Raw genomic sequence first — 22,732 nt, 5'->3', positions numbered from 1 at the left:
GCATGAATCAACAACAGCAACCTCTACTCGAGGTCAAGAATCTGGTTCGTGAATTCCCTGCGGGTGAAAGCACGGTCCAGATTTTAAAAGGGGTCAATCTGGAGATTTATCCGGGCGAACTGGTCGCCATTGTCGGTCAGTCCGGTTCGGGTAAATCCACCCTGATGAATATTCTCGGCTGTCTGGATAAGCCAACCAAGGGCAGCTATAAAGTTAAAGGCCGTGAAACCCGCGAACTTGAAGCCGATGAACTGGCACAGTTACGTCGTGAATATTTCGGCTTTATTTTCCAGCGTTATCATCTGCTCGGTGATTTAAGTGCGGCAGGTAACGTCGAAGTTCCTGCAATTTATGCCGGTGCAGATTCAGATACCCGTCACGAACGTGCTGTCAAATTACTGACTGATTTGGGCTTGGGTGAAAAAACCCAGAACCGTCCGAGTCAATTGTCTGGTGGTCAGCAGCAGCGTGTTTCGATTGCCCGTGCCCTGATGAATGGCGGTGACGTGATTCTTGCCGACGAACCAACCGGTGCACTGGATAAGAATAGCGGTATTGAAGTGATGCGGATTCTGCGTGAGCTGAATGCCAAAGGTCATACCATTATTCTGGTCACACATGATCATAACGTGGCAAAAAATGCGACGCGTATTATCGAGATTTCAGACGGGAATATCATTTCAGATAAACCGAATGTGCCTGAAGTTGATGATGGTTTCGAGAAAAAAAATCTGGTCCGAAATGAACAGAAGAAAATCTCGAGCTGGCGTTCTGCAGTAGACCGTCTCGGTGAAGCTTTCCGTATGGCCTTATTGGCCATGAATGCGCACCGGATGCGGACCTTCCTGACCATGCTCGGGATTATTATCGGGATCGCCTCTGTGGTTTCGGTGGTGGCGCTCGGAAATGGTTCACAAAAGCAGATTCTGGAAAATATCAGCAGTCTCGGGACCAATACTATTACCGTATTTCAGGGCCGAGGCTTCGGGGATAATTCACGTTCCTCCCAATCCAAGACGCTAATTCCCGCTGATGCCGATGCACTGGCAGAACAGCCTTATGTGGATGGGGTCAGCCCATCGGTCAACAGCAGTGTCACTGGACGCTTCAAAGAGATTGAAGCATCAACTACCGTCAACGGCGTCAGTGAAGACTTCTTCTATGTCAAAGGTATGACCTTTAAATCAGGTCAGCCATTTGATAAAGAAAGTATTACTGAGCAGGCGCAGGATGTGGTGATTGATACCAACACCCAAAATACTTTCTTTACAGATGGCACCAATCCTGTCGGTCAGGTACTGCTTTTAGGCAGTGTACCAAGCCGGGTGATTGGCGTCATTGATGCGCAAAAAGGCATGATGGGAAACAATGATAGCCTGAATGTCTATCTGCCCTATTCTACCGTCATGAGCCGTATGCTGGGTCAACCGAATGTGCGTCAGATCATTGTCCGTATTAAGGATGAATATCCAAGTGCAGCCGCTGAAAATGCCATTTTAAATTTACTGGTACAACGCCACGGTGCGCAGGATGTGTTTACGCAAAATGCAGACAGTATCCGTGAAACGATTCAGCAAACGACCCAAACCATGACCTTGCTGATCTCGGCAATTGCGGTGATTTCACTGGTCGTCGGTGGTATTGGTGTAATGAATATTATGCTGGTTTCCGTGACTGAACGTACTCAGGAAATCGGGGTACGGATGGCGGTCGGTGCGCGCCAAAGTGACATTCTGCAACAGTTCCTGATTGAAGCTGTTCTGGTTTGTATTCTGGGCGGTATTTTAGGCGTATTGCTGTCACTCGGTATCGGTCAGCTGATTACCCATTTTGCTGGAGGAACCTTCCAGATGGCATACTCGACCACATCGATTGTCGCGGCCTTTGTCTGCTCAAGTCTAATCGGTATTGTGTTTGGCTTTATCCCGGCACGTAATGCAGCCCGTTTGAATCCGGTCGATGCACTTTCTCGAGAATAAGGAATCTGATATGCATACTCTTACCAAACTTGCCAGTGCCCTGATTCTAGGGAGTTCACTGGTCGGCTGTGCGGCCGTGGTGAAAACGCCGTATGAACAACCTGCTGTACAGGTACCTAACAACTTTCAAAACAGTAAAGCTGTAAGCCAGCAAATCCATGCTGATATTCTGGCAGACCAATGGTGGACTCTATTTAAAGATCCCCAATTGAATAGTCTGGTGAATGACGTACTGGCAGCCAATAGTGATCTGGCCGTAGCCGGGATTAATTTGCAGCAAGCCCGTATTCAGGCCAGACAGACACAAAGTCAGCAAGGTGTACGCATCAGTGATGCAGGACTAACCACGCGTAGAAGCTTTGATCTGGAAGATGGCAGTAGTTCATCCGGTTTTGGGGTTAATTTCCCTGGCTTAAGCTATGAACTGGATCTGTTCGGTAAATTGGCCAATCAGACTGAAGCAGCACGCTGGGAAGCCCTGGCATCTGAAGAGGACTTGCAGGCGACTGCACAAAGTCTGATTGGTACGACTGCTCAACTGTACTGGCAACTGGGTTATCTAAATGAACGTTATAGCGTAGTTCAACAAAACCTGGCGACTGCACAGCGTACGTATGATCTGGTCAATGTCCAGTATCGCGCCGGGGCAGTATCTGGTCTCGATCTGACTCAAGCTGAACAGGCGATCCAAAGCCAGCAAGCGACCTTAAGTCAGATTGAACAGCAACGTGTGGAAACGCGTACGGCGCTGGCAGTACTCATGAATATGCCTGTGCAACAGCTTTCGATTCAGGAACCGAAACGTTTACCGAATATTACTTTACCGTCGATTGAAGCCGGCTTACCTGCTAGCCTTCTCTCCCGTCGTCCTGACTTGAGAGCCACTGAACTGCGTTTGCGTAAAGCCTTGGCCAACAAGGATGCCAATAAAGCCAGTTATTACCCTTCGATCAGCCTGACTGGCAGCCTAAGTACCGGCGTGGGCACCAGTTCATCATTGTCAGATGCACTTAAAAATCCGGTGGCGACCTTAGGTGCTGGACTCAGCCTGCCATTCCTACAATGGAATGATATGAAGCGTGATTTGCAGGTGAATGAACTGGAATATGAAAAAGCGATTATCCAGTATCGTCAGACCATGTATGAAGCTTTTGCCGATGTAGAGAATGCCTTGTCTAATCGTACTGAACTCACCAAACAGGTTGCGTTACAACAGCGTAACGTTGAACTGGCTGAACGTACTGAACGTTTGACCGAAGTGCGTTATCGTAATGGTGCAGTAGCATTGAAAAACCTGCTGGATGCACAGGAAACTACGCGGAATGCCCGTCTGTCTTTGGTGCAAACCCGACAAAGCCAATACAATGCTTATGTGACCCTGATGCAAGCTTTGGGTGGTAGCCCGATCAAACAACTACCTTAAGCAATATATTTGACTCAAAAAAGACCGCTGTTAGTCAGCGGTTTTTTTATTGAAGTTTACATATGCAGATAAGCATTTACATTGTTAAGCTGTTCAATAGAAGGCTCATGTCCTAACAGACTGCCTTTTTCCAGCCATTGACGGGCAATTGCAATATCACGTTCTACACCAATGCCTTTGGTATATAAGCGCCCCAGATGACTATAAGCATCAGCATTCACCTGCGCAGCCGCTTTACGATAGCACTGGATTGCCTGATCCAAATTGGCTTCAATGCCAATTCCTTGTTCCAAAGCCTCACCTAAAGCATTTAGTGCGAGACCATTATGCTGGCTCGCAGCCTGTTCCAGATATTTCAGTCCTAAAGCCGTATCCTGCTCCACCTTTTTGCCCTTTAAATACATTAAGCCTAATTCGGTCTGGGCTTGTGCATTGCCCAATTGAGCTGCCTGATGCAGATAACGTTTGGCCTGTTCCTCATTCACTTCAAAGACTGGATAAAAACCAGAATATGCTTGATACAGATACCAGGCAGCCTTACTTGATCCTTTCGCCACCGCCTGATTCAAATATTGAATTGCCTTTTCTCGGGTCGGCAGCGGATATTCAGGCAAGCCATAAAAACGTCCCACTATATAAATCAGATCAGCTTCAGACTGTGCTGCAAGTTGCTCTTGCTGTGCGATTGCCTGAATCATTTGGGTAGCTTTAGTCGTATCCTTGGCTACCCCCACTCCGTTTAAATAGCAGAGCGCCACGCCCATCTGGCTAAAACCATGATCAGGATCGCTTTGCAATGCATGTTGATAGAGTTCAAACGCTTTCTCCAGTTCATGTGCGACCAGATAGGATTCAAAATATAGTGCGGCAATCAGACTCAAGGCCTGTGGATGCCGGGTTTGTGCTGCTTCAGACCAGTAGCGAAATGCCATGGTTTCATTTTTTTGTACATACCAGCCATGAAAATAAGCCAGACCGATCAGGGTTTTGGCCTGTGCATCTTTATGTTCTTTGGACTGCTGTAATAGATGCTTAAACACCCGTTGACGTTGATCAGGATCAATAGTACCGAGTAACACGCCGGCATAGTAATCATATAAACCACTCTGATCACCGAGATGAATACAGCGTTTAATGAAACTCAAAGCCTGCTGTTGATCTTTGGGCAAGATTTTGCCATTTGCATAGGCTTCGGCAATATCCTGATTGGCAGCCAAGTGATCCTGCTGTGCTGCCAGAAACAGATAATGGATACCCAAACTTAAATCTTGCGCTGCACCATCCGCCAAATAATATTGGGCTAGCTGATACTGTGAATTGGCATGCCCCTGCTCGGCATTTTGAATTAACAGTTGCAGACGTTGCTGTTCTGCAGTGTCATGATCAGATTCAGCCAGCTCAGTGATGCGATACTGCGCATCCAGATGACCGCGCGCGACCGCATGCCGATACCAGTACAAGGCTTTTTCAGGATCATTTAATTGGTATTGATGACCATCATAGATCTGGCCTAAATGATAGGCCGCATCCTCACCACCTAAACTATAAGCTTTTTCAAGAAAACTAATCGCTTTTTCTGTGCTCTGCTCACAGCCCTGTCCGTTTAAGTGCATTAGGGCCATGCCCACATAAGCCTGCGGCAATTCCTGCTGCTGGGCCAGCCCCTGATAAATTTGATAGGCACGTCCATAGTCCGGGTGATGCGGATCCGTACTTAGACGGGTTGCATACTTCAATTGAGCATCAATCTGTTCAATCCATAGATCATGATGCACGGCTTTGGCCTGATCACGTTTCACCGGATCAGGACGTTTCCACATCCAGATTGCTAAAGCCCCAATCCCCAAAACCAGCACTAGCAAAAACCACATAGCTGCTCCAAAACCAAAAGATTGTTTTTGTTATATGTATAAAAATTCATTTTAAACTTAGCATAAAAAAAAAGCACAGATCGTGTGCTTTTTTTTGACTCAATCAGGCTTTAAGTCTTTTACTATCGAGCTTTTTCAATACTTCCGATACCGCAACCATGGCGAAGCTAGATGTCACTACCACTGCAGACCCATAACCACCACAGCGTAAGCCTGCGCTTGCACAAACATCTGCACTCGAGAATGGGTTATCGATAGAGTAGACACAAGTGATGCCAAATTTTTCTTTTGGCTTTTTACAGATGCCTTTAGCACGTAATTGCGCACGTAATTTTGCCAGCATTGGATCCTGTTCGGTTCTGGATAAATCGGCAACACGGATTTTTAAGGGATCCAGTTTACCGCCTGCTCCACCGGATACAATCAATGGAACCTTGTTAAAACGGCAATGCAGCATCAAGGCAAATTTCGCTTTGACGTCATCGATACAGTCCAGAATGATGTCAGGATTTCCTGACAGAATTTCTTTCACATTTTCTGGCGTCAGATAATCGTCAATCAGATTGATCTTGATGCGTGGATTAATCGAACGGCAGCGTTCTGCCATGATTTCGATTTTTTCACATCCTAGTGTCGCCGTCATAGCTGGTAACTGACGGTTAATATTCGATGCTGCGACCACATCCATATCGACCAGTGTGAGCTCACCAATCCCGGTACGTGCCAATGCTTCGACTGCCCATGAACCAACACCGCCAATTCCGATCACCATCACGTGACTGTTTTCATAATGATGAAAGCTATCGTTACCATAAATTTTGGCTACACCCGCAAAACGGCGGTCATACTCATCATCTTGAAGCAGATCAGTCATAGGTCATCAATAGCAAGAAAAACACCAGAGCATTTTAGCAAAATCATGGACACTTTACTGCCACTAAAATTCAGATACAAAATCAGTCAAAAAAGCTTTCTTGTGCCATCGTTAACACACGTAAAATCGATCAAATTACAACCATCATAAACTTCACAATATTTCAATTATTATTGTCCTAAAGGGAGCCAGATCAGCATGCTATTTAACGCCCTTTTTGCCCTGATGGTTTTCCTGTTCCTGCTCTATCTTTACGGTTTAACCTTTAAAAAGCAGAAAAATTATTATCTCAGTATCATGATCCGTATCCTGACTTTGGGATTATTTGCTTTGATTATCTTGGATCAATATGAAACCCAAACCCATCTTGCTCTGGTGCTTCTGACCTGGGTACTGTTTGAAAGCAGTGAAAACTTTTATCACAAGAAACTTTCTGCCAAGCAATAAAAAAGAAGCTTTCGCCTCTTTTTTATTTGCTCGGATTATTTATTCATAATGAAGAAATATTCACGATAATATTTCAGTTCAGCAATCGAATCACGGATATCATCCATCGCTAGATGCGAAGCATTTTTCTTCAGACCACTCATGATTTCAGGGCGCCAGCGTTTTGCCAGCTCTTTTACTGAAGATACGTCTAGATTACGGTAATGGAAATACTGTTCCAGTTCAGGCATTAAACGGTGCAGAAAGCGACGGTCCTGACAGATCGAGTTACCACACATCGGCGATACTTTTGGATTGACCCATTTTTTCAGGAATTCAATCGTTTCACGTTCTGCATCCTGAGCAGTCAATTTACTGCGGCGTACACGCTCAATCAGGCCAGACTGACCATGCTGGCGAGTATTCCACTCGTCCATCGCATTCAGGATACGGTCAGATTGATGCACAGCTAGCACGGGCCCTTCGGCAAGAATATTTAGGTTATCGTCCGTTACAATCGTGGCAACTTCAATAATCTGGTCATTATCTGTATCCAGACCTGTCATTTCCAGGTCAATCCAAATCAGGCGGCTATCCGGGGTGCTGCTCATAAATGTGCAATCTTATTAGGCTATAAAACATTTATAGTAGCAAATTTATTACGTCGATGCTGTAACTGACACCCCGCTTCATGCTATTTTTGCCATCTCGCTCCCATGGTTTTTTTAGGATTTGAATGGCTTTAATACGTAAACGTCGTTTAACTGAACAACAACAACGTCGTATTCAAAAACAGCACAAAACGCGTCAGGAAGAGATCGATACCTCTCAAGACCTGGAAGGACTGGTCGTGCAGCATTATGGCCGCCAGCTTGAAGTCCAGGCCTTGTCTGTACCTGAACAGCATCCTGAAAAACCGGTCGTGGCTGAAGGTGAACCTGAGCCATTCTGGAAGCCGATTGAACTAGGGAGTGTCTGGCGCTGCCATACCCGAACTAACCTGGAATTGCTGGTAACAGGTGACCGGGTCAAATGGCAGGCTGATCCCAATACCGGACTCGGCATTATTACAGCGATTCATCCGCGCACTTCTTTGCTGACCCGTCCTGACCGTTACCACAAGGTTAAACCGGTTGCCGCCAATATTTCCCTGATTGTGATTGTGTTCGCGCCATTGCCTGAACCAGCACCGGGTTTGATTGACCGTTATCTGGTGGCTTGCGCAGATGCAGAGATTCCAGCACTTTTAGTTCTGAATAAATCAGATTTGCTTAAGGAAAATGATCCAATTCTGGATCTGCTTAAAGAATATAAAGATTTGGGTTATGAAGTGATGCAAACCCAGTCCGATGGCGATCTGACAGAACTATCCGCTCGTCTGAATGAGGAAACTGTAGCGTTTGTCGGTCAGTCTGGTGTAGGTAAAAGCACGCTGATTAATGCGATCGTCCCGGATGCTGCACAGAAAACTAATGTCATTTCTGAAAACTCGGCACTGGGTCAGCATACGACGACCTCCACACGTCTGATTTCCTTTGGCGATGGCGCTGCTCTCATCGACTCACCAGGGATTCGTGAATTTGGTCTCTGGCATCTGACCTTGGATAAAGTCCAAAGTGGTTTTCCGGAAATTGAAAACTTGCTCGGTCACTGCCAGTTCCGTAACTGCACACATAAGCATGAAAAGCAGTGTGCCTTACGTCAGGCAGCATCAACAGGGGAAATTTTGCCGCGCCGGCTGGAAAGCTATTTACGTTTAATCGGCGAAATTAACGAAGCGCAGCAAAAAAATTAATTTTCTTAAGGCTTAGCCCTTGAAGCGGTGATTTTGATCACCATATTTATGAGCTATACTCTTGGCAATTTTAAAATTGTAATTAGGTGAATTGTGGAACGTTGGTTCGAGTTTATGGGGAATCACCCCTTCTTGTTTGGAACACTCGCGGTACTCGTGGTTGTCTTCTTCATCATCGAAGGTCAACGTAATGGTCGCAAAATCTCTCCGCAATCGCTGGGAATTTTAGTTAAAGCAAAAAATGCCATGCTGATTGATTTACGTGATGCCAAAGACTTCCGTGAAGGTCACATCAGTGGTAGCCGTAACATTCCATACAGCCAAATTACAAAACACGTTGATGAGTTAAAAGCATCTGATCGCCCGTTGGTGTTCATTTGTAATCTTGGGCAAGTTGCAGGTTCTGCGCTTCAACAGGTAGGTCATGCAGATGCCTACCGTCTGGATGGCGGCATTACAAACTGGAAAGCTCAAGGTTTACCTTTGGTGAAAAGCAAATAATCTGCGAACAGGAGATTGATCATGGCTGAAGTTACTATCTATTCGACGACAGTATGTCCGTATTGTATCCGTGCAAAACAGCTCCTTGAGCGCAAAGGTGTTGCATTCAAAGAAATTAATTTATCGAATGAAGCCCCTGAAGTGCGTCTTGAATTGATGCAACGCACCAATCATCGTACCGTGCCACAGATTTTTATTAATGAACAATTTATCGGCGGTTTTGATCAACTTTATGCCCTAGAGCGTGAAGGCAAACTAGACGAATTATTGGCTTAATTTACTAAAACCTACCTCATATCAAGGATTAAAGAATGAGTGAAGAACAACAAGCTCAACCACAATTGGCATTAGAGCGTATTTACACTAAAGATATTTCTTTTGAAGTTCCTGGGGCACAAGTTTTTACCAAGCAATGGCAACCTGAGTTAAACATCAACCTTTCTTCTTCTGCAGAAAAAATTGATCCGACTCATTTTGAAGTGGCTTTAAAAGTTGTGGTTCAAGCAACCAATGAAGGTGATACAGCGTTTATCGTTGACGTGACTCAAGCAGGGATTTTCCTGATTGATGGCGTTGAAGAAGAGCGTCTGCCATACATTCTTGGTGCTTACTGCCCGAACATTCTGTTCCCGTTCCTTCGTGAAGCGGTGAATGATATGGTCACTAAAGGTAGCTTCCCGCAATTGCTGCTTACTCCAATCAACTTCGATGCTGAATTTGAAGCGAACATGCAACGTGCGCAAGCTGCTGCTGTTGAAGGTCAAGCTTAATCACTTGATCTTGAAGTTAAAAAAGACCGCAATTGCGGTCTTTTTTATGGCTTATTTAAAGGCTTGATGCCCCTGCTTTTTAATCTGATCCATTTTCCCTGTCAATGTTTGTGCTTTGGCTAGCTGATTGGCTGCAACAAGTTGCTCAGCTTGTTTAATCTCTTTCAATAAGTCAGTTAACAATCCCTGATAAGCCGTAATTTTTGCATCTTTGGATTTTAGCTTTTGTAGACCTGAGGGTAAATTTTTCTGGCAGACTTCCACAGATTTTTGCATGCCTTGCAATGCTGCCCGCGCTTCTTTGCTATCCTTGGCAGATTTGAAATTTTTTAAATGATGGTCAAGTTCATGCATATTGTCATGATAGTGATTGTCTGCTGCCATGCCCGACGTGGTGATCCCCACAGTTCCCATCACAAAAATCATGCTGATTAAAAAATTTTTAAACATCCTTAATTGTCCTGTATTGTTTTTATATTAAGCATCTTAGTGGGAAAGTCCTGAAAGATAAATTATTTTGATCCAAATTCTTGTATCACTTGTCATCAGACTTACATCATTAACAATTAGAGTTAAAAATAAAAAACCCTCAAAAACTTGAGGGTTTTTCTCTGCTGAGAATTAATCTCTTAAAGAGACTTATTCTGCATCCAGCATCAGTTCAGCACTCATGCCCACTGTATTATAACCAGCATCGACATACATGATTTCACCAGTAATCCCGTTCGCCCATGGTGAGCACAGGAACAATGCTGCATTACCGACATCTTCAATGGTCACATTGCGTTTTAGTGGAGCCACTTTTTCATTCAGATCCAGCATTTTACGGAATGATTTAATGCCAGATGCTGCCAATGTACGGATTGGACCAGCTGAGATGGCATTCACACGGATACCTTCTGCACCCAGGCTAGATGCCAGGTAACGTACACCTGCTTCTAAAGAGGCTTTCGCCAGACCCATCACGTTGTAGTTTGGCATCACGCGTTCAGAACCTTGGTAAGTCAGCGTTAACAGGCAGCCTTGGCGTGCAGTCAGTAATGGCTTCGCAGCGCGTGCCATCGCGATAAAGCTGTAAGCACTGATATCATGGGCAATCTTGAAACCTTCACGGTCAGTCACATCAGTAAAATCACCATCTAGGGTATGTGCTGGTGCAAAACCGATTGAATGTACGACACCATCCAGACCATCCCAGTGTTTTGCCAGTTCTGCAAATGCATTGTCAATTTCAGCATCTACGGCCACATCACAAGGAAAAACCAATTCCGAACCGAATTGTGCAGCAAAATCATCTACACGTTTTTTCAGCTTTTCATTTGGATAAGTAAAAGCGAGTTCTGCACCTTCACGATGTAATGCCTGAGCAATACCAAAAGCAATTGATAATTTACTTGCAATACCTGCGATCAAGAAGCGCTTACCCGCCAATAGTCCTTGTGCCATGTGAATCTCACTCAAAATAATTTATATGCATGATGCCAAGTCTAAAGCATTTTAGAAATTGCATAATGCACCTTTTTTCACTGGATCATACATTGAAATACGCTTTCCGACCGATGTAGGGTTTTATCTTAGATCGCCAGATGTAAAGCCTGATGGGTGTTTTTCCAGAGCTGCTGTGCCAGTTCATCCTGATCCATATGCAGACTCTTGGCCAAGCCTTGCAAAACATAAGGCAGATTGGCAGGCGTATTGCGAGTCCGCTGTTCTGTCGAATGCTGGCAACATAAGGGCGTCATGTCCGGACAATCGGTTTCAAGTACCAGATGTTCCGGTCCTACCTGCTGTACCACCTGATGCAGTTTTTTGGCATTCGGATTGGTAATTTGCCCTGTTATTCCAAGCTTAAAGCCCAGTTTAATAAAGGCTTTCGCCTCTTCAATCCCGCCACCAAAGGCATGGGCAATACCACCTTGCTTAAACCGATGCTGTTTTAGAATCTGTAAAACATCGGCATGGGATTTACGGATATGCAGTAACACAGGTTTATCAAACTGCTGCGCCAGTTCCAGCTGTGCAGCAAAAAAATCCTTCTGTTTCTGAAAAAGTTCCGGCTGTTTATGCCGCTTATCAAAAGTATCCAAGCCAATTTCACCAATCGCAATACAAGGCTCTGTGTTTAATAACTGCTCCAGATCCTGTAAATGCTCTAGTTGATGCTGCTCAATATAGAATGGATGCAGGCCGGGTGCCAGATGGCTTTGTGGTGCATTGGCCAACTCATTAATAAAATGATGCGTCTGCAATAAATCCTTAAACCGGCTCTGTAAAAAACCAATTAAGACCAGATGCTCCACCCCTGCTGCTTTGGATGCATAAGCCAGCTGTTCCCGATCATGATCAAAATCGGGAACATCAAAATGGGTATGGGTATCAAATAACGAAACCATCAGCGTGCTTTGGCAGGAGTTGCAGGCTCGGCTTCTGAAGCAGCGTTCTCTGTTTGAGGCAGATATTCAGGTTTCAAAATGCCATTCAACTGTTCATAAGGAATGACCAGACGTGGCAAACCGACCACATAAGGACCAATCTCATATTCAGCATATTGCAGCGCCAGTCCCTGTTTAGACAGATAGAAATTATCCGTCAGTTTGAATTTCCAGGCCTGTTCATATTCGGCTACATCATTGGCCAGTTTAGATTCCATCACCCAGGTTTTAAAAGCCTCATAAGCTTTGGCTTCGAGCTGAGCCTTTTGTTTAGGCAGAATGATATCGTCCAGCTTAATCAGCTTTTTCTGCTCAAGATCAAAATTGTAGTAGGTTTGAGCAGAAGCGCCATGCGCACCACCCAGATAATGGGTACTGTTTAAGACCACAGTCGCGAGTGGATCACCAGACTGCAGAATTCTCGGTTTGATCATCAGGCTGATACTATGGCTGGCACTGAGTGCTTTCAACTCCTTATCCAGATTCAGGAAAGTCTGCATATGCGGCTGAATCTGCTGTTCAAGCTGCTGTTTCGGAGTTTGGACATTGGCTAATGCAGTTTGCGGTTCGGAAGCAGCGGCTTCAGCTTCACTGGCAGCCGATGCTTTCGCCGGTTCGATCGCATCAATAGACAAAATACCCTGTAGCTGCTGCAGAATCTGCTGATCTATCCATTCATCAATAAATGACTGATTGCTTTTCAATCGCTCAATAGAAATCTCAGGACAGTTTTTTCCTTCACATTCAGGCAAGGCCAGTTTCAGCTTCTCAGTATCACCGCTCAGCTTCAGCACTTCAGGCTGAGCCTGTACCACTTCAGGTGCAGCAGGTTCTTTCGGCTCTCTTTCCTTAGGCTGGCAGGCACTCAGCAAAACTGCTGATGCCAATACTGACAGACATAAAACATTCTTATAATTTGACATGCATTAACCTTTATTCAACATCATCATTTATCCTTGCAGGACCTACCTGTTAGAACATATTCTGATAAATATCCACTTTCAAGACTTGTTGTGTTTGTTCTTTGGTTAAATAGATGTCCAGTTGTTTGGCATCTTTGCTAATTTCCTGACTCCGATAATGTAGACCAATTCCTTCCTGATCAAAGAACCAGTCCGCCTGCCCCCAATACAGTTTTTTTGGAGCTTTCTGCTGGACTTCCGCATTATTGTCCTTTAACCATTTTTGGTAAGCCTGCTGCACAATTTGGTCCATCTGCAACTGCTGTTCAGGATTGATAATATCCAGAGGACTGAGTATTTTTTGCTGCAGCCGGTCAGCCACAAAAAAATAATAGCGTTCATTGACACGGATATTTTCCTGTGTGCTGTCTACCCCAATTTGCATTAACACAAATTGATTACGCTGATAAGGAATGCGGGTATACAGCGATAACTCATAGGCCTTGTTCAGTTTGAGCTGGGCTTGCCAGGCATCTGATTTTTTTACATAGGCATTAACCGCCTGCTGCAGGCTCATATCCTGCTTTAGGCCAATTTGATCCTGAATCACTTTCGCCTGCTGCTTTTCAATAGACTGGTTTAGCCAGGAATCGGCTGTCTTTAAGGTCTGAATATCCAGATTAATACAGTTTTTGGTCTCACAAAATGGCAAGGCAATATCGGCCGATTTCTCCTGAATATTCAGGTAAGGCAAAAATTTGGCTTTTTCTTCAGGGGTGACTGCTGCAGATTTTTTTTGTTCTGTCGCTGGCTGTTTTTTTTCATTTTTATCACATGCTCCAAGTAACAAACTACAGCCAATGACTGAACCGAGCAGGATTTCCTTACTAAACTTCATGATTTTTTAGAGATATAAGTAATGAGTGGTTTAAATGTAGCACAAAATAAAACAGCTTCCGGAGAAGCTGTTTAACATTTTCCAAGCCTGAAGGCTTAGTGTTCGCGTGTATTACGGAATACGATATCTGGATAACGTTCTTGCATCAGCTGTAAATTCACCCGGCTTGGTGCAAGATAAGTCAAGTGACCACCACCATCTACAGATAACTGGTCATGGGCTTTTTTCTTGAATTCGTTAAATTTTTTCTCATCTTCACAAGATACCCAACGTACTGTATTGATGCTCACTGGCTCATAAATACAGTCCACCTTGTACTCTTCTTTCAGACGATACGCTACCACCTCGAACTGCAACACACCCACAGCACCGACAATCAGGTCATTGCTGTTTTGTGGCATAAAGACCTGAGTTGCACCTTCTTCAGACAGCTCTTTCAGACCTTTTTGCAGCTGTTTTGACTTCAATGGATCTTTCAGACGGACACGGCGGAACATTTCCGGTGCAAAGTGCGGAATACCAGTAAATTGCAGTTTTTCACCTGAAGTGAAGGTATCACCGATCTGGATGGTACCGTGGTTATGCAGACCAATAATATCGCCCGGCCATGCTTCTTCCAGATGCTGACGGTCACCGGCCAGGAAGGTCAAGGCATCACTAATGCGGATATCTTTATCGATACGCACATGCTTCATTTTCATGCCTTTTTCATACTTACCTGAACAGATTCGCATGAAAGCAATACGGTCACGGTGCTTCGGGTCCATATTGGCCTGAATCTTGAAGATAAAGCCTGTGAAACCTTCTTCATCCGCCTCTACTTTACGGTCTTGAGTTGGATGCGCTTTTGGAGGCGGTGCATATTCGCTAAATGTATCCAGAACATGGTCGACACCGAAGTTCCCCAAAGCAGTACCGAACAGCACTGGAGTTTGACGGCCTGCCAGGAATTCTTCACGATCTAATGGCTCATTCGCCATTTGTACCAGTTCCAACGATTCTTCAAACGCAGCCCAAGCCAGCTCTCCGACTTTTTCACGTAAGTCTGCATGATCATAGCCATCACGAACTTCGATATCAGTAATCACTGAACCAAAACCGGCTTTATAGACATAGAACTTTTCTTCGAGCAGGTTATAGACACCTGCAAAGTCACGTCCTGTACCGAGTGGCCAGGTAATCGGCACACATTTAATTTTCAGGACATTTTCAATTTCATCCAGCAGCTCTAAAGGCTCACGGATTTCACGGTCCATTTTGTTGACGAAAGAAATGATGGGGGTGTCACGCATACGACACACTTCCATCAATTTAATGGTACGTTCCTCGACACCTTTTGCACCGTCAATCACCATCAGCGCTGAGTCTACCGCAGTGAGGGTACGGTAAGTATCTTCCGAGAAATCTTCATGTCCCGGGGTATCGAGCAGGTTAATCATCTTGTCCTTGAACGGGAACTGCATGACGGACGTGGTGATCGAAATCCCACGCTCTTTTTCCATTTCCATCCAGTCAGAAGTGGCTGCACGATCCGATTTACGGCTTTTCACCATACCTGCAACCTGAATGGCCTGACCCCATAACAGCAGTTTTTCTGTCATGGTGGTTTTACCGGCATCGGGGTGGGAAATAATGGCGAATGTACGTCGCTGAGCGACCTGTGCCGCTAACTCATCTTTAAAACTCATGGAAAATACCTACTGCAGAACCGCAGTGCTCAAGATCAAATACGATCAATATGAAAAATTGACGATATTGTAGCAGATTTCTAGAGCCAATAAGCAGCCCTATAAACTGGAGAAATCGCAGTTTCCCATTCTCTTTTCTGGTTGAACTGATATTTTTTTGGCTCGTCGATTTAACGGATTTAATTCACTACCCAATCTAGAAATTATAAATCGATAACCACATAAATTTTATAATTTACAATTGATTAGTTTAATAATAAAAAATTCTAAATAGTGATTTACCGGGTTCAAGAAACAAAGGCCCTAGCTTCAAGTTGCTCGACATCCATCGGTTTACCCAGCAGATAGCCCTGCATCTGCTGACAGCCCAAACGGGTTAAAATTTCTGCCTGCTGCACAGTTTCAATTCCTTCAGCTGTCACTTTTAAACCGAGTTTAATGGCCAGCTGAATAATACTTTCAAGAATCATTTCTTCCTTGGAACCTGCACTCAGACCCTGAATAAATTCCTTGTCAATTTTCAGCTCATCGACAGGCAGGTTTTTTAAATACAGGAAGCTAGAATGCCCGGTACCAAAATCGTCAATCGCCAACTGGATGCCCATTTGACGCAACTGCTGCAAAGTCCGGATACTCGAATCAATATGATGCATGGCAGTCGATTCGGTAATCTCGATCATCAAATGTTGAGGATCAATTTCATATTGATTCAGAAGTTGTTCCAGTGTGCTGATCAGATGCTTATGCTCAAACTGAACCGCAGATAAATTGACGCCGATTGGGAAAAAATCAGCATGATCAGCTTCCCAGAGCTGAATCTGTTTGCAGGCCTGCTCTAGAGCCCAGTAGCCCATCGGAATAATCAAACCGGTTTTTTCTGCTCCGGGAATAAACATATTCGGACCCAGCAAACCATGCAATGGGTGCTTCCAGCGGATTAGCGCTTCTACACCACAGATCTGCTCATCATGGGTAAATTTTGGCTGATAAACCAAGATAAATTGCTGTTCTTCTACTGCCTTATACAGATCATTGATCAGTTTACTCTGGCTTTTGCTTTCATGCTGATCGGTCGAGAAATTAAAAACAGAATAGGTATTCCGTCCCTGATACTTGGAAGTCAACATGGCGGCATCTGCATTGATCAGCAGATCCTGCAGATTCTGGCCATGCTTCGGATACATGGCGATCCCGATACTGCCCGAGATATTGATGGTCTTGCCACTGATCTGGAAACTTTCCTGAATCAGTTCCAGAATCTTTTCTGATATTTTCGAGGCCTGCTCTACTGTAGTATTTTCCAGCACCAGCAGAAATTCATCGCCACCGATACGCAGCAGTTTGGAATCATCTCCCAGAATTTGATGAATACGATAAGCCAGCTGAATCAGTAGCTGATCCCCAACATGATGGCCAAACACATCATTCACGGCTTTAAAGCGATCCAAATCAATATATAAAAAAGCGATTTCATGCTGAGCATCTTGCTGCCGGCCAGAAAACAGCAATTGTGCATATTTGACCAGATATAAACGGTTTGGCAGTTTGGTGAGATTATCCTGAATCGCCTGATTCGCCAGCTCTTTATTGGCCAGCATCAGCTGACGGTTACGTGATTCAAAGCGTAACTCCAGCATGGCTACGCCAAATGCAGTCACCAGTACCAGACAACTAATCAGGATGACTGAAAATAGCAAGTCATAGTGGGAATGACTGATCTGGCTCAATGGATGGGCATTTTCATAAAAACTGAGTGCCGCCATTCCCGTATAATGCATCCCGACAATGGTCAACGTGAGCATACTTGCGACCACGAGCTTCATCCGGATCGTACTTTGCACTGCCTGTCGATATTTGAATGCCACCCAGAAACTGAGTCCAGCCCCACTTGTCGCAATCAGAATCGAACAGATCATTAATAAAGGGTGATAGGCAGTCACATGATTTTTAACATTCAGGCCCAGCATGCCCACATAGTGCATTCCTGACATACCCAGCCCCATCAGGACAGCCCCTAGAATCAGACGGGCACAAGGCAAAGTTTTACGGGTGGTGAGCCAGATGGCAAAGGTTGCTCCCACAAAGCCAATCACATAAGAACTTAAGGTGAGTGCAGTATCGATATCATAAGCATCAGGAAAATGAGCTGCCGTCATGCCGACATAATGCATTCCCCAGATTGCTAGCCCCAGCAAGCCACCGCTGAACAGTAAAATAAGGGTTTTCAACCTTAGCGATACATTACGAAATAGCATCTGCTCAAGCGTAAGCGTCAAATAGCAGGCAATAAATGCCACAGCCATCGATCCAATGAGCAGACTGACATCATGATGAGCATGAATCATATAAAATGTTCCATCTGGGCGATCATTTTTATTTTATTGCGCAGCTGTATTCGCACGATTCCCCGCTAAATTTACGCCCTATAAAAAATAAAATACTCTTTTCAGAGTTCATCCCGACTGCTTCAAACTTGAAGCTATATACAAAATTTATTGCAATATTTTTATCTCTTCAGTAGCTGGAGTGAAGTTTAAAATTGCCCTGAATCGATAAAATAAAAATTCAGCTTATATATTAGAAGTCTTTGAGATTTTATCAATTGATTAAATTTAATATTCCAGCTTTTTTATTCGACATAAATCACAAATTTTTCTTTTTTATTTAGTTACATAGCACTTTATATTTAATTGATATTGCATTTTATTTGCACAAAAAAACAGCCTATCGAAATAGGCTGTTTTTAGAACTTATATTACTTTATGTTAAAGTTACTGTTTTGACTGTACTTGAGCATAGTCAGCCAAGACATGTGCGGCTTCCAGCACAAAAGCTTCTTCTTCCGGTAATGCCGGACGCTCTTTGGCTTTCATTTTCGCCCGGGCTTCAACCATGGCATCCAGAGATGCCTGATAACTTTCCCAGTTTGGATAAGGTTTCAGGCCGGTTGCAGCACGGCGGGCATTTTCAGCTTCTAAAGCTTTACGCTCGATATCCAGCAACTCAGCTTTACGCTGTTCCAGATCCAGAACTACACGTTTTTGGTCTTCGACTTTTTTCATAGCCGCTGTACGCTGTTCCAGATACTTGAATTGAGGATTCTGAGCGACACGCTGTTGAGATAACTTGGCCAGTTCCGGTACATATTTTTGTACCACACCTTCACGTTTAAATGGTGCAGTTGGAATCGTATCCCACTCTAGGGCATTTTTAGCCTTACGTTCACCAAACTCTTCGTTATAGATATCGACCAGCTTGATATCCGGAATCACGCCCTTGTTTTGGGTACTACCCCCCGTCACACGGTAGAACTTACGCTGAGTCAGTGTTGCCTGACCATGTGCCAAGCTATCCAGCTGAACCTGCGCAGTTCCTTTACCTGTTGTGGTACTACCAATCACGATGCCACGTTCATAATCCTGAATTGCTGCTGAATAAATTTCACTTGCAGATGCAGAAGCCAGGTTCACCATTACTGCCAATGGACCGGCATAAGTTTGTGCACCACCATCATCATCTTCAAAGACGCTGACATTACCGTTACCATCACGAATCTGAACCACAGGACCTGACTTGATCACCTGTCCCAGCATACGTGCCACTTCTTCAAGTGAACCACCCGGGTTATTGCGCAAGTCTACAATAATACCGGCAACATTCTTCGCAGCCAGCTCTTTCAGGGCCTTATTGGTATCTTCTGATACGGAACGGTAGTCGGTACCCGCACGACGGGCACGATAGTTCAGATAGAAAGATGGAATTTCAATCACACCATATTGATATTTTTTACCATCACGCTGGATTTCAACGGTACGGGTTCTAACCCCGGCATCTTCTTCCTGAATCACATCACGTACAAGACTAACATTACGCGCCTGTCCCATGGTCGCACCCGGGCCTAATAACTTCAGCGTTACTTTGGTGCCGCGCTTACCACGAATCAGGCCAACAATTTCATTGCTCGGCCAGCCGATTACATCAACCATCTGTTCGCCGTCTTGAGCAACGCCAACAATACGGTCACCTGATTTTACCTGTCCTGATTTGCTGGCAGGCCCACCTTCTACAATGGTTTCAATCTTGGTGTAATCTTCATTACCACGTTCCGGACGAATCGACACCCCAATCCCTTCCAGCTGCAATGTAGTCTGACGGTTCAGCTCCATCGCATCTACAGGCGGGAAATAATTACTGTGCGGATCATAAGTCAGCATCATCGCATTCAGGGTTTTGTCCAGCACATCATCACTCTTGATCCGGCTGAGACGCTCTAACTGACGGGTATAACGCTTAGTCAGAGTTTGAGCAGGCGTTAAATCTTCCGGCCCAGTCAGATCCTGGCCATTTGCCAGTTCTGGATTGGCTTTGAGTGCATTCTGCTTAGCTTGCTCTTCTTCCTTACTGATCGTCAGGTTAATCAGCTGAGAAACCAGCATTTTTGACCAGTGAGCACGTTGTTCAGCCTGAGTTTTAAAGAATGGCGCTTTTTCGCGATCCGTTTCAATATATACATTCTTCTGATTCAGGTTTTGCGGTTTTTTCAGTTCTTCCAGCATAAAGGTATAGAACTGGGCTAAACGCTCACGATACTGCGCATGAATTTCATAAGGGCCAGACAAATTGCCGGCTTTCAGATTGGCACCGAAAGTAGCGCCATAGCGTTTTTTATAATCTTCTATTTCAGATGCCAGAAAAAGACTGTGATCTGCATCCAGACTATCAATATAAAAATCAAAGATACGCTGTGAAGTCTGAGCATCCAGACGCATATTCAAATAATGTTGGCGATCAACGAGAGTTGCCAGTTGTCGGGATACCAATGCCTGTTCTTGAGAAGGTTGAAGCACTGCTTTGCTGACTACTTCTTTACCATCAGCTGCAATTGCATCATTCACCACATGGGTAAAAAATAATCCGCCTGTCGCAATCGCAACTGCACAAGCTATTGTTTGAAATTTCATAAATAATTCGTACTTCCTTGGCCTCAAGACCAATTTGACCGTGTTGCTTTTCGAGCAGAACTTAAAGTATTCAGCATCTTAAACAACTTAATATGTTTATGTCGTGTAGTTTTATCATATTCTGTGCTGACAAAGTGTAGCAAATCATTGCAGAATTCAGGTATTGTTTTCCCCGAAAATTCTAAAATGGATTCCACATATGATTGGCGCATTGATGCTCGACATCGCAGGCACTACCCTTACTCAAGAAGATATTGAACTCTTGGGTGCACCACAAGTCGGTGGTGTGATTTTATTCGGTCGCAATATTGAATCTCCTGCCCAAGTCCGCGCTTTGACTGATCATATGCGTCAGGTCCGTCCAGATATTCTGATTGCGGTGGATCAGGAAGGTGGCCGGGTACAGCGCCTGAAACAGGGCTTTACCCTGCTGCCTGCCATGGGCAAATTTGGTGAGCTTTATCAGACGGATCGTGAAAAAGCGCTGGAACTGGCCGAGAAATGTGGCTGGTTGATGGCGACTGAAGTACTGGCTGTCGGAATTGACTTCAGTTTTGCGCCTGTACTGGATCTGAATGATATTAGTGATGTGATTGGCGACCGTAGCTTTGCCAGAAATATTCAGGATATTATTCCACTAGCTAGTGCTTTTCTGAAAGGTATGAAACGTGCTGGCATGGCTTCGACCGGTAAGCATTTCCCGGGACATGGTTCGGTTAAGGCCGATTCGCATGTGGCCGCTGCCATTGATATGCGCAGCTATGAAGAAATCCAGCAAAAGGATATGCAGACTTTTATCCAGTTACAATCCCAACTGGATGCGCTTATGCCTGCCCATGTCATCTATAGTCAGGTAGATCCAAATCCAGCGGGTTTCTCAGAATTCTGGATTCAGAAAGTGTTACGCCAAGAACTTGGATTCGACGGCGTACTGTTCTCGGATGATTTAAGCATGCAGGCTGCCTGTGTGGCTGGCGGTGCCGATGCCCGCATTCAGGCAGCATTGAAAGCAGGTTGTGATATGGGATTGGTCTGCAATGATCGCGCAGCACAATGTATTGCGCTTGAGGGCATTCAGGAGCTGCCACTGCCCAATCAGCAGCGTCTGGAACGTATGCGCGGAAAAATTCCAGAGATTCAGATCGGCACTGAGCTGGATCTTGGAGATGAATGGCGCCAGATCTGTGATGAAATCAGCCAGTTTAGAGATCAGGTTCTGTAATTTTTAAATGATCTGAATACGACAAAGGAACACGACAAGGTGTTCCTTTTTTATTATCATGTTGAAAAGACTGCTATATTGATGAGCAGCATTGAATTAAAACAACAATAAGGTCAGGACGACATGACAGAATCTCTTTCACAACACCGCCATATTTCTTTTACTGCACATTATACTGGCTATATCTGGTACAAAATGGGGATTTCACATCCGGTATTTGCCACCTCTAAAGGTAAATTCCTTGCCAAACTGGTTCATCCATTGGAGTCATGGGCTGAGCGTCATGTAGGTGGCAGTATGCGCACCACCCTGAAACAGCGTCATCAAATGATTGACGAACACTTAGGTCAGTTAATTAGTGAATATCCTCAATTACAGGTACTGGAAATTGCCAGTGGCTTATCCCCACGCAGCTGGAATTTTAGACAGAAATTTCCCGGGATTAATTATCGGGAATTGGATCTGCCCGATATGGCCAAGATCAAAACTAATGCTTTGCAGCAGATTGATCAGGATGCCCCGGAAGTATTGAGCGGCGATATTTTTAGTGCAGAACTGGCGAATATTTTTAAAGTCTTTGACCCGCAGCAGCCTTTAGTCATTATTAATGAAGGCCTGATCAATTACTTTGATCAAAAAATGCTGTTTACCTTGCTCAAAGGTATTAACGAATATGGTCAAGGTTTCAGTGAAGTGCATTATCTCAGTGATATTTACCCTGAACCGGTCAAAAACAGACTGGCAAGCTTTATCTGGGCCTGTAGTCGTCTGCTAAAATTTATCTCACGCAGTGCATTCACCTTTCATTTTAAATCGCCCCAAGAACTACAGCAGTTTTTTCAGCAAGCTGGGTTTATGCGGGTGGAGGTCGAACAGCCACAACGTTATTTTGCAGAACCTCGACAGCAGAGTCCTCATTATGAACAGGATGAACATTTGGGCGATTTAGTCTGGATGATTCATGCGGTGAAAAAAAACAGCGTTTAATTA

The 22,732-nt window shown here is 44.5% G+C and carries 20 protein-coding genes; 9 read left to right on the top strand and 11 right to left on the bottom strand.

Annotation, left to right across the window (positions count from 1 at the left end):
* Nucleotides 1–2: 2 nt before the first annotated feature.
* Complete coding sequence (locus O4M77_RS02215; RefSeq protein WP_200229715.1) at nt 3–1,979, top strand: MacB family efflux pump subunit; 1,977 nt, start codon at nt 3–5, stop codon at nt 1,977–1,979.
* Nucleotides 1,980–1,989: 10 nt separating this feature from the next.
* Nucleotides 1,990–3,402 (top strand): efflux transporter outer membrane subunit, encoded by a 1,413-nt coding sequence (locus O4M77_RS02210; RefSeq protein WP_180010868.1) that lies wholly within the window; start codon nt 1,990–1,992, stop codon nt 3,400–3,402.
* Nucleotides 3,403–3,458: 56 nt separating this feature from the next.
* On the opposite strand, the gene O4M77_RS02205 is transcribed toward O4M77_RS02210, so the two are convergent.
* Entirely contained in the window at nt 3,459–5,273 is a 1,815-nt protein-coding gene (locus tag O4M77_RS02205) for a tetratricopeptide repeat protein (protein ID WP_200229714.1), read from the bottom strand.
* A gap of 103 nt (nt 5,274–5,376) precedes the next feature.
* Nucleotides 5,377–6,147, bottom strand: coding sequence for a ThiF family adenylyltransferase (locus O4M77_RS02200; protein WP_180010872.1), 771 nt, complete (start codon nt 6,145–6,147; stop codon nt 5,377–5,379).
* Nucleotides 6,148–6,345: 198 nt separating this feature from the next.
* Between O4M77_RS02200 and O4M77_RS02195 the strand changes: the two genes are divergently transcribed.
* Complete coding sequence (locus O4M77_RS02195) at nt 6,346–6,594, top strand: hypothetical protein (protein WP_159124233.1); 249 nt, start codon at nt 6,346–6,348, stop codon at nt 6,592–6,594.
* Nucleotides 6,595–6,629: 35 nt separating this feature from the next.
* Here O4M77_RS02195 and orn read toward each other — a convergent pair whose 3' ends face one another.
* A complete protein-coding gene (gene orn / locus O4M77_RS02190) occupies nt 6,630–7,184 on the bottom strand; it encodes an oligoribonuclease (RefSeq protein WP_004782074.1) in 555 nt (184 codons plus the stop codon).
* 125 nt (nt 7,185–7,309) lie between these two features.
* Between orn and rsgA the strand changes: the two genes are divergently transcribed.
* From rsgA to secB, 4 genes are all read left to right on the top strand, one after another.
* The gene (gene rsgA, locus O4M77_RS02185; RefSeq protein WP_179992385.1) at nt 7,310–8,368 is read left to right on the top strand and encodes a ribosome small subunit-dependent GTPase A; all 1,059 of its coding nucleotides are present in this window, start codon (nt 7,310–7,312) and stop codon (nt 8,366–8,368) included.
* Nucleotides 8,369–8,461: 93 nt separating this feature from the next.
* Nucleotides 8,462–8,869 (top strand): rhodanese-like domain-containing protein, encoded by a 408-nt coding sequence (locus O4M77_RS02180; protein ID WP_005232169.1) that lies wholly within the window; start codon nt 8,462–8,464, stop codon nt 8,867–8,869.
* A gap of 21 nt (nt 8,870–8,890) precedes the next feature.
* The gene (gene grxC / locus O4M77_RS02175; RefSeq protein WP_004782071.1) at nt 8,891–9,145 is read left to right on the top strand and encodes a glutaredoxin 3; all 255 of its coding nucleotides are present in this window, start codon (nt 8,891–8,893) and stop codon (nt 9,143–9,145) included.
* Between the two features lie 35 nt (nt 9,146–9,180).
* The gene (gene secB / locus O4M77_RS02170; protein ID WP_004782070.1) at nt 9,181–9,639 is read left to right on the top strand and encodes a protein-export chaperone SecB; all 459 of its coding nucleotides are present in this window, start codon (nt 9,181–9,183) and stop codon (nt 9,637–9,639) included.
* A gap of 51 nt (nt 9,640–9,690) precedes the next feature.
* Here the strand turns inward: secB and O4M77_RS02165 are convergent, their stop codons facing one another.
* The 8 genes from O4M77_RS02165 to O4M77_RS02130 form a co-directional block, all read right to left on the bottom strand.
* Nucleotides 9,691–10,089, bottom strand: coding sequence for a cytochrome b562 (locus O4M77_RS02165; protein ID WP_180010873.1), 399 nt, complete (start codon nt 10,087–10,089; stop codon nt 9,691–9,693).
* Nucleotides 10,090–10,278: 189 nt separating this feature from the next.
* Nucleotides 10,279–11,085 (bottom strand): enoyl-ACP reductase FabI, encoded by an 807-nt coding sequence (locus tag O4M77_RS02160; RefSeq protein ID WP_180068656.1) that lies wholly within the window; start codon nt 11,083–11,085, stop codon nt 10,279–10,281.
* Nucleotides 11,086–11,213: 128 nt separating this feature from the next.
* Nucleotides 11,214–12,035 (bottom strand): TatD family hydrolase, encoded by an 822-nt coding sequence (locus O4M77_RS02155; RefSeq protein WP_180017238.1) that lies wholly within the window; start codon nt 12,033–12,035, stop codon nt 11,214–11,216.
* Nucleotides 12,032–12,994 (bottom strand): RsiV family protein, encoded by a 963-nt coding sequence (locus tag O4M77_RS02150; RefSeq protein WP_180017199.1) that lies wholly within the window; start codon nt 12,992–12,994, stop codon nt 12,032–12,034. Before O4M77_RS02150 ends, O4M77_RS02155 begins: the two co-directional genes overlap by 4 nt.
* A gap of 49 nt (nt 12,995–13,043) precedes the next feature.
* Nucleotides 13,044–13,871: a hypothetical protein gene (locus O4M77_RS02145; protein ID WP_180031500.1), complete on the bottom strand. Its 828-nt coding sequence runs from the start codon at nt 13,869–13,871 to the stop codon at nt 13,044–13,046.
* 95 nt (nt 13,872–13,966) lie between these two features.
* Nucleotides 13,967–15,559 (bottom strand): peptide chain release factor 3, encoded by a 1,593-nt coding sequence (locus O4M77_RS02140; protein ID WP_034703223.1) that lies wholly within the window; start codon nt 15,557–15,559, stop codon nt 13,967–13,969.
* A gap of 287 nt (nt 15,560–15,846) precedes the next feature.
* Entirely contained in the window at nt 15,847–17,904 is a 2,058-nt protein-coding gene (locus tag O4M77_RS02135) for an EAL domain-containing protein (RefSeq protein ID WP_180010881.1), read from the bottom strand.
* A gap of 426 nt (nt 17,905–18,330) precedes the next feature.
* Nucleotides 18,331–20,520, bottom strand: coding sequence for a carboxy terminal-processing peptidase (locus O4M77_RS02130; RefSeq protein WP_166136328.1), 2,190 nt, complete (start codon nt 20,518–20,520; stop codon nt 18,331–18,333).
* A gap of 199 nt (nt 20,521–20,719) precedes the next feature.
* Here O4M77_RS02130 and nagZ point away from each other — a divergent pair, with 199 nt between their 5' ends.
* On the top strand, nt 20,720–21,742 hold the full coding sequence (nagZ, locus tag O4M77_RS02125) for a beta-N-acetylhexosaminidase (protein ID WP_323713753.1): 1,023 nt from the start codon (nt 20,720–20,722) through the stop codon (nt 21,740–21,742).
* A gap of 123 nt (nt 21,743–21,865) precedes the next feature.
* Nucleotides 21,866–22,729 carry a class I SAM-dependent methyltransferase gene (locus O4M77_RS02120; RefSeq protein ID WP_180010887.1) on the top strand — a complete coding sequence of 288 codons (864 nt, stop codon included), beginning with the start codon at nt 21,866–21,868 and terminating at the stop codon, nt 22,727–22,729.
* Nucleotides 22,730–22,732 lie beyond the last annotated feature (3 nt).

The sequence above is a fragment of the Acinetobacter sp. YWS30-1 genome (assembly GCF_033558715.1).
Classification (GTDB): Bacteria; Pseudomonadota; Gammaproteobacteria; order Pseudomonadales; family Moraxellaceae; genus Acinetobacter.
The sequence above is the reverse complement of the archived record's forward strand: the minus strand, read 5'-3'. Positions and strand labels throughout refer to the sequence as shown.

Bases quoted from the DNA above. Each gene is read 5' to 3' on its own strand.
- O4M77_RS02215 (WP_200229715.1), top strand. From the start codon at position 3: ATGAATCAACAACAGCAACCTCTACTCGAGGTCAAGAATCTGGTTCGT.
- O4M77_RS02210 (WP_180010868.1), top strand. From the start codon at position 1,990: ATGCATACTCTTACCAAACTTGCCAGTGCCCTGATTCTAGGGAGTTCA.
- O4M77_RS02205 (WP_200229714.1), bottom strand. From the start codon at position 5,273: ATGTGGTTTTTGCTAGTGCTGGTTTTGGGGATTGGGGCTTTAGCAATC.
- O4M77_RS02200 (WP_180010872.1), bottom strand. From the start codon at position 6,147: ATGACTGATCTGCTTCAAGATGATGAGTATGACCGCCGTTTTGCGGGT.
- O4M77_RS02195 (WP_159124233.1), top strand. From the start codon at position 6,346: ATGCTATTTAACGCCCTTTTTGCCCTGATGGTTTTCCTGTTCCTGCTC.
- orn (WP_004782074.1), bottom strand. From the start codon at position 7,184: ATGAGCAGCACCCCGGATAGCCGCCTGATTTGGATTGACCTGGAAATG.
- rsgA (WP_179992385.1), top strand. From the start codon at position 7,310: ATGGCTTTAATACGTAAACGTCGTTTAACTGAACAACAACAACGTCGT.
- grxC (WP_004782071.1), top strand. From the start codon at position 8,891: ATGGCTGAAGTTACTATCTATTCGACGACAGTATGTCCGTATTGTATC.
- secB (WP_004782070.1), top strand. From the start codon at position 9,181: ATGAGTGAAGAACAACAAGCTCAACCACAATTGGCATTAGAGCGTATT.
- O4M77_RS02165 (WP_180010873.1), bottom strand. From the start codon at position 10,089: ATGTTTAAAAATTTTTTAATCAGCATGATTTTTGTGATGGGAACTGTG.
- O4M77_RS02160 (WP_180068656.1), bottom strand. From the start codon at position 11,085: ATGGCACAAGGACTATTGGCGGGTAAGCGCTTCTTGATCGCAGGTATT.
- O4M77_RS02150 (WP_180017199.1), bottom strand. From the start codon at position 12,994: ATGTCAAATTATAAGAATGTTTTATGTCTGTCAGTATTGGCATCAGCA.
- O4M77_RS02145 (WP_180031500.1), bottom strand. From the start codon at position 13,871: ATGAAGTTTAGTAAGGAAATCCTGCTCGGTTCAGTCATTGGCTGTAGT.
- O4M77_RS02140 (WP_034703223.1), bottom strand. From the start codon at position 15,559: ATGAGTTTTAAAGATGAGTTAGCGGCACAGGTCGCTCAGCGACGTACA.
- O4M77_RS02135 (WP_180010881.1), bottom strand. From the start codon at position 17,904: ATGATTCATGCTCATCATGATGTCAGTCTGCTCATTGGATCGATGGCT.
- O4M77_RS02130 (WP_166136328.1), bottom strand. From the start codon at position 20,520: ATGAAATTTCAAACAATAGCTTGTGCAGTTGCGATTGCGACAGGCGGA.
- nagZ (WP_323713753.1), top strand. From the start codon at position 20,720: ATGATTGGCGCATTGATGCTCGACATCGCAGGCACTACCCTTACTCAA.
- O4M77_RS02120 (WP_180010887.1), top strand. From the start codon at position 21,866: ATGACAGAATCTCTTTCACAACACCGCCATATTTCTTTTACTGCACAT.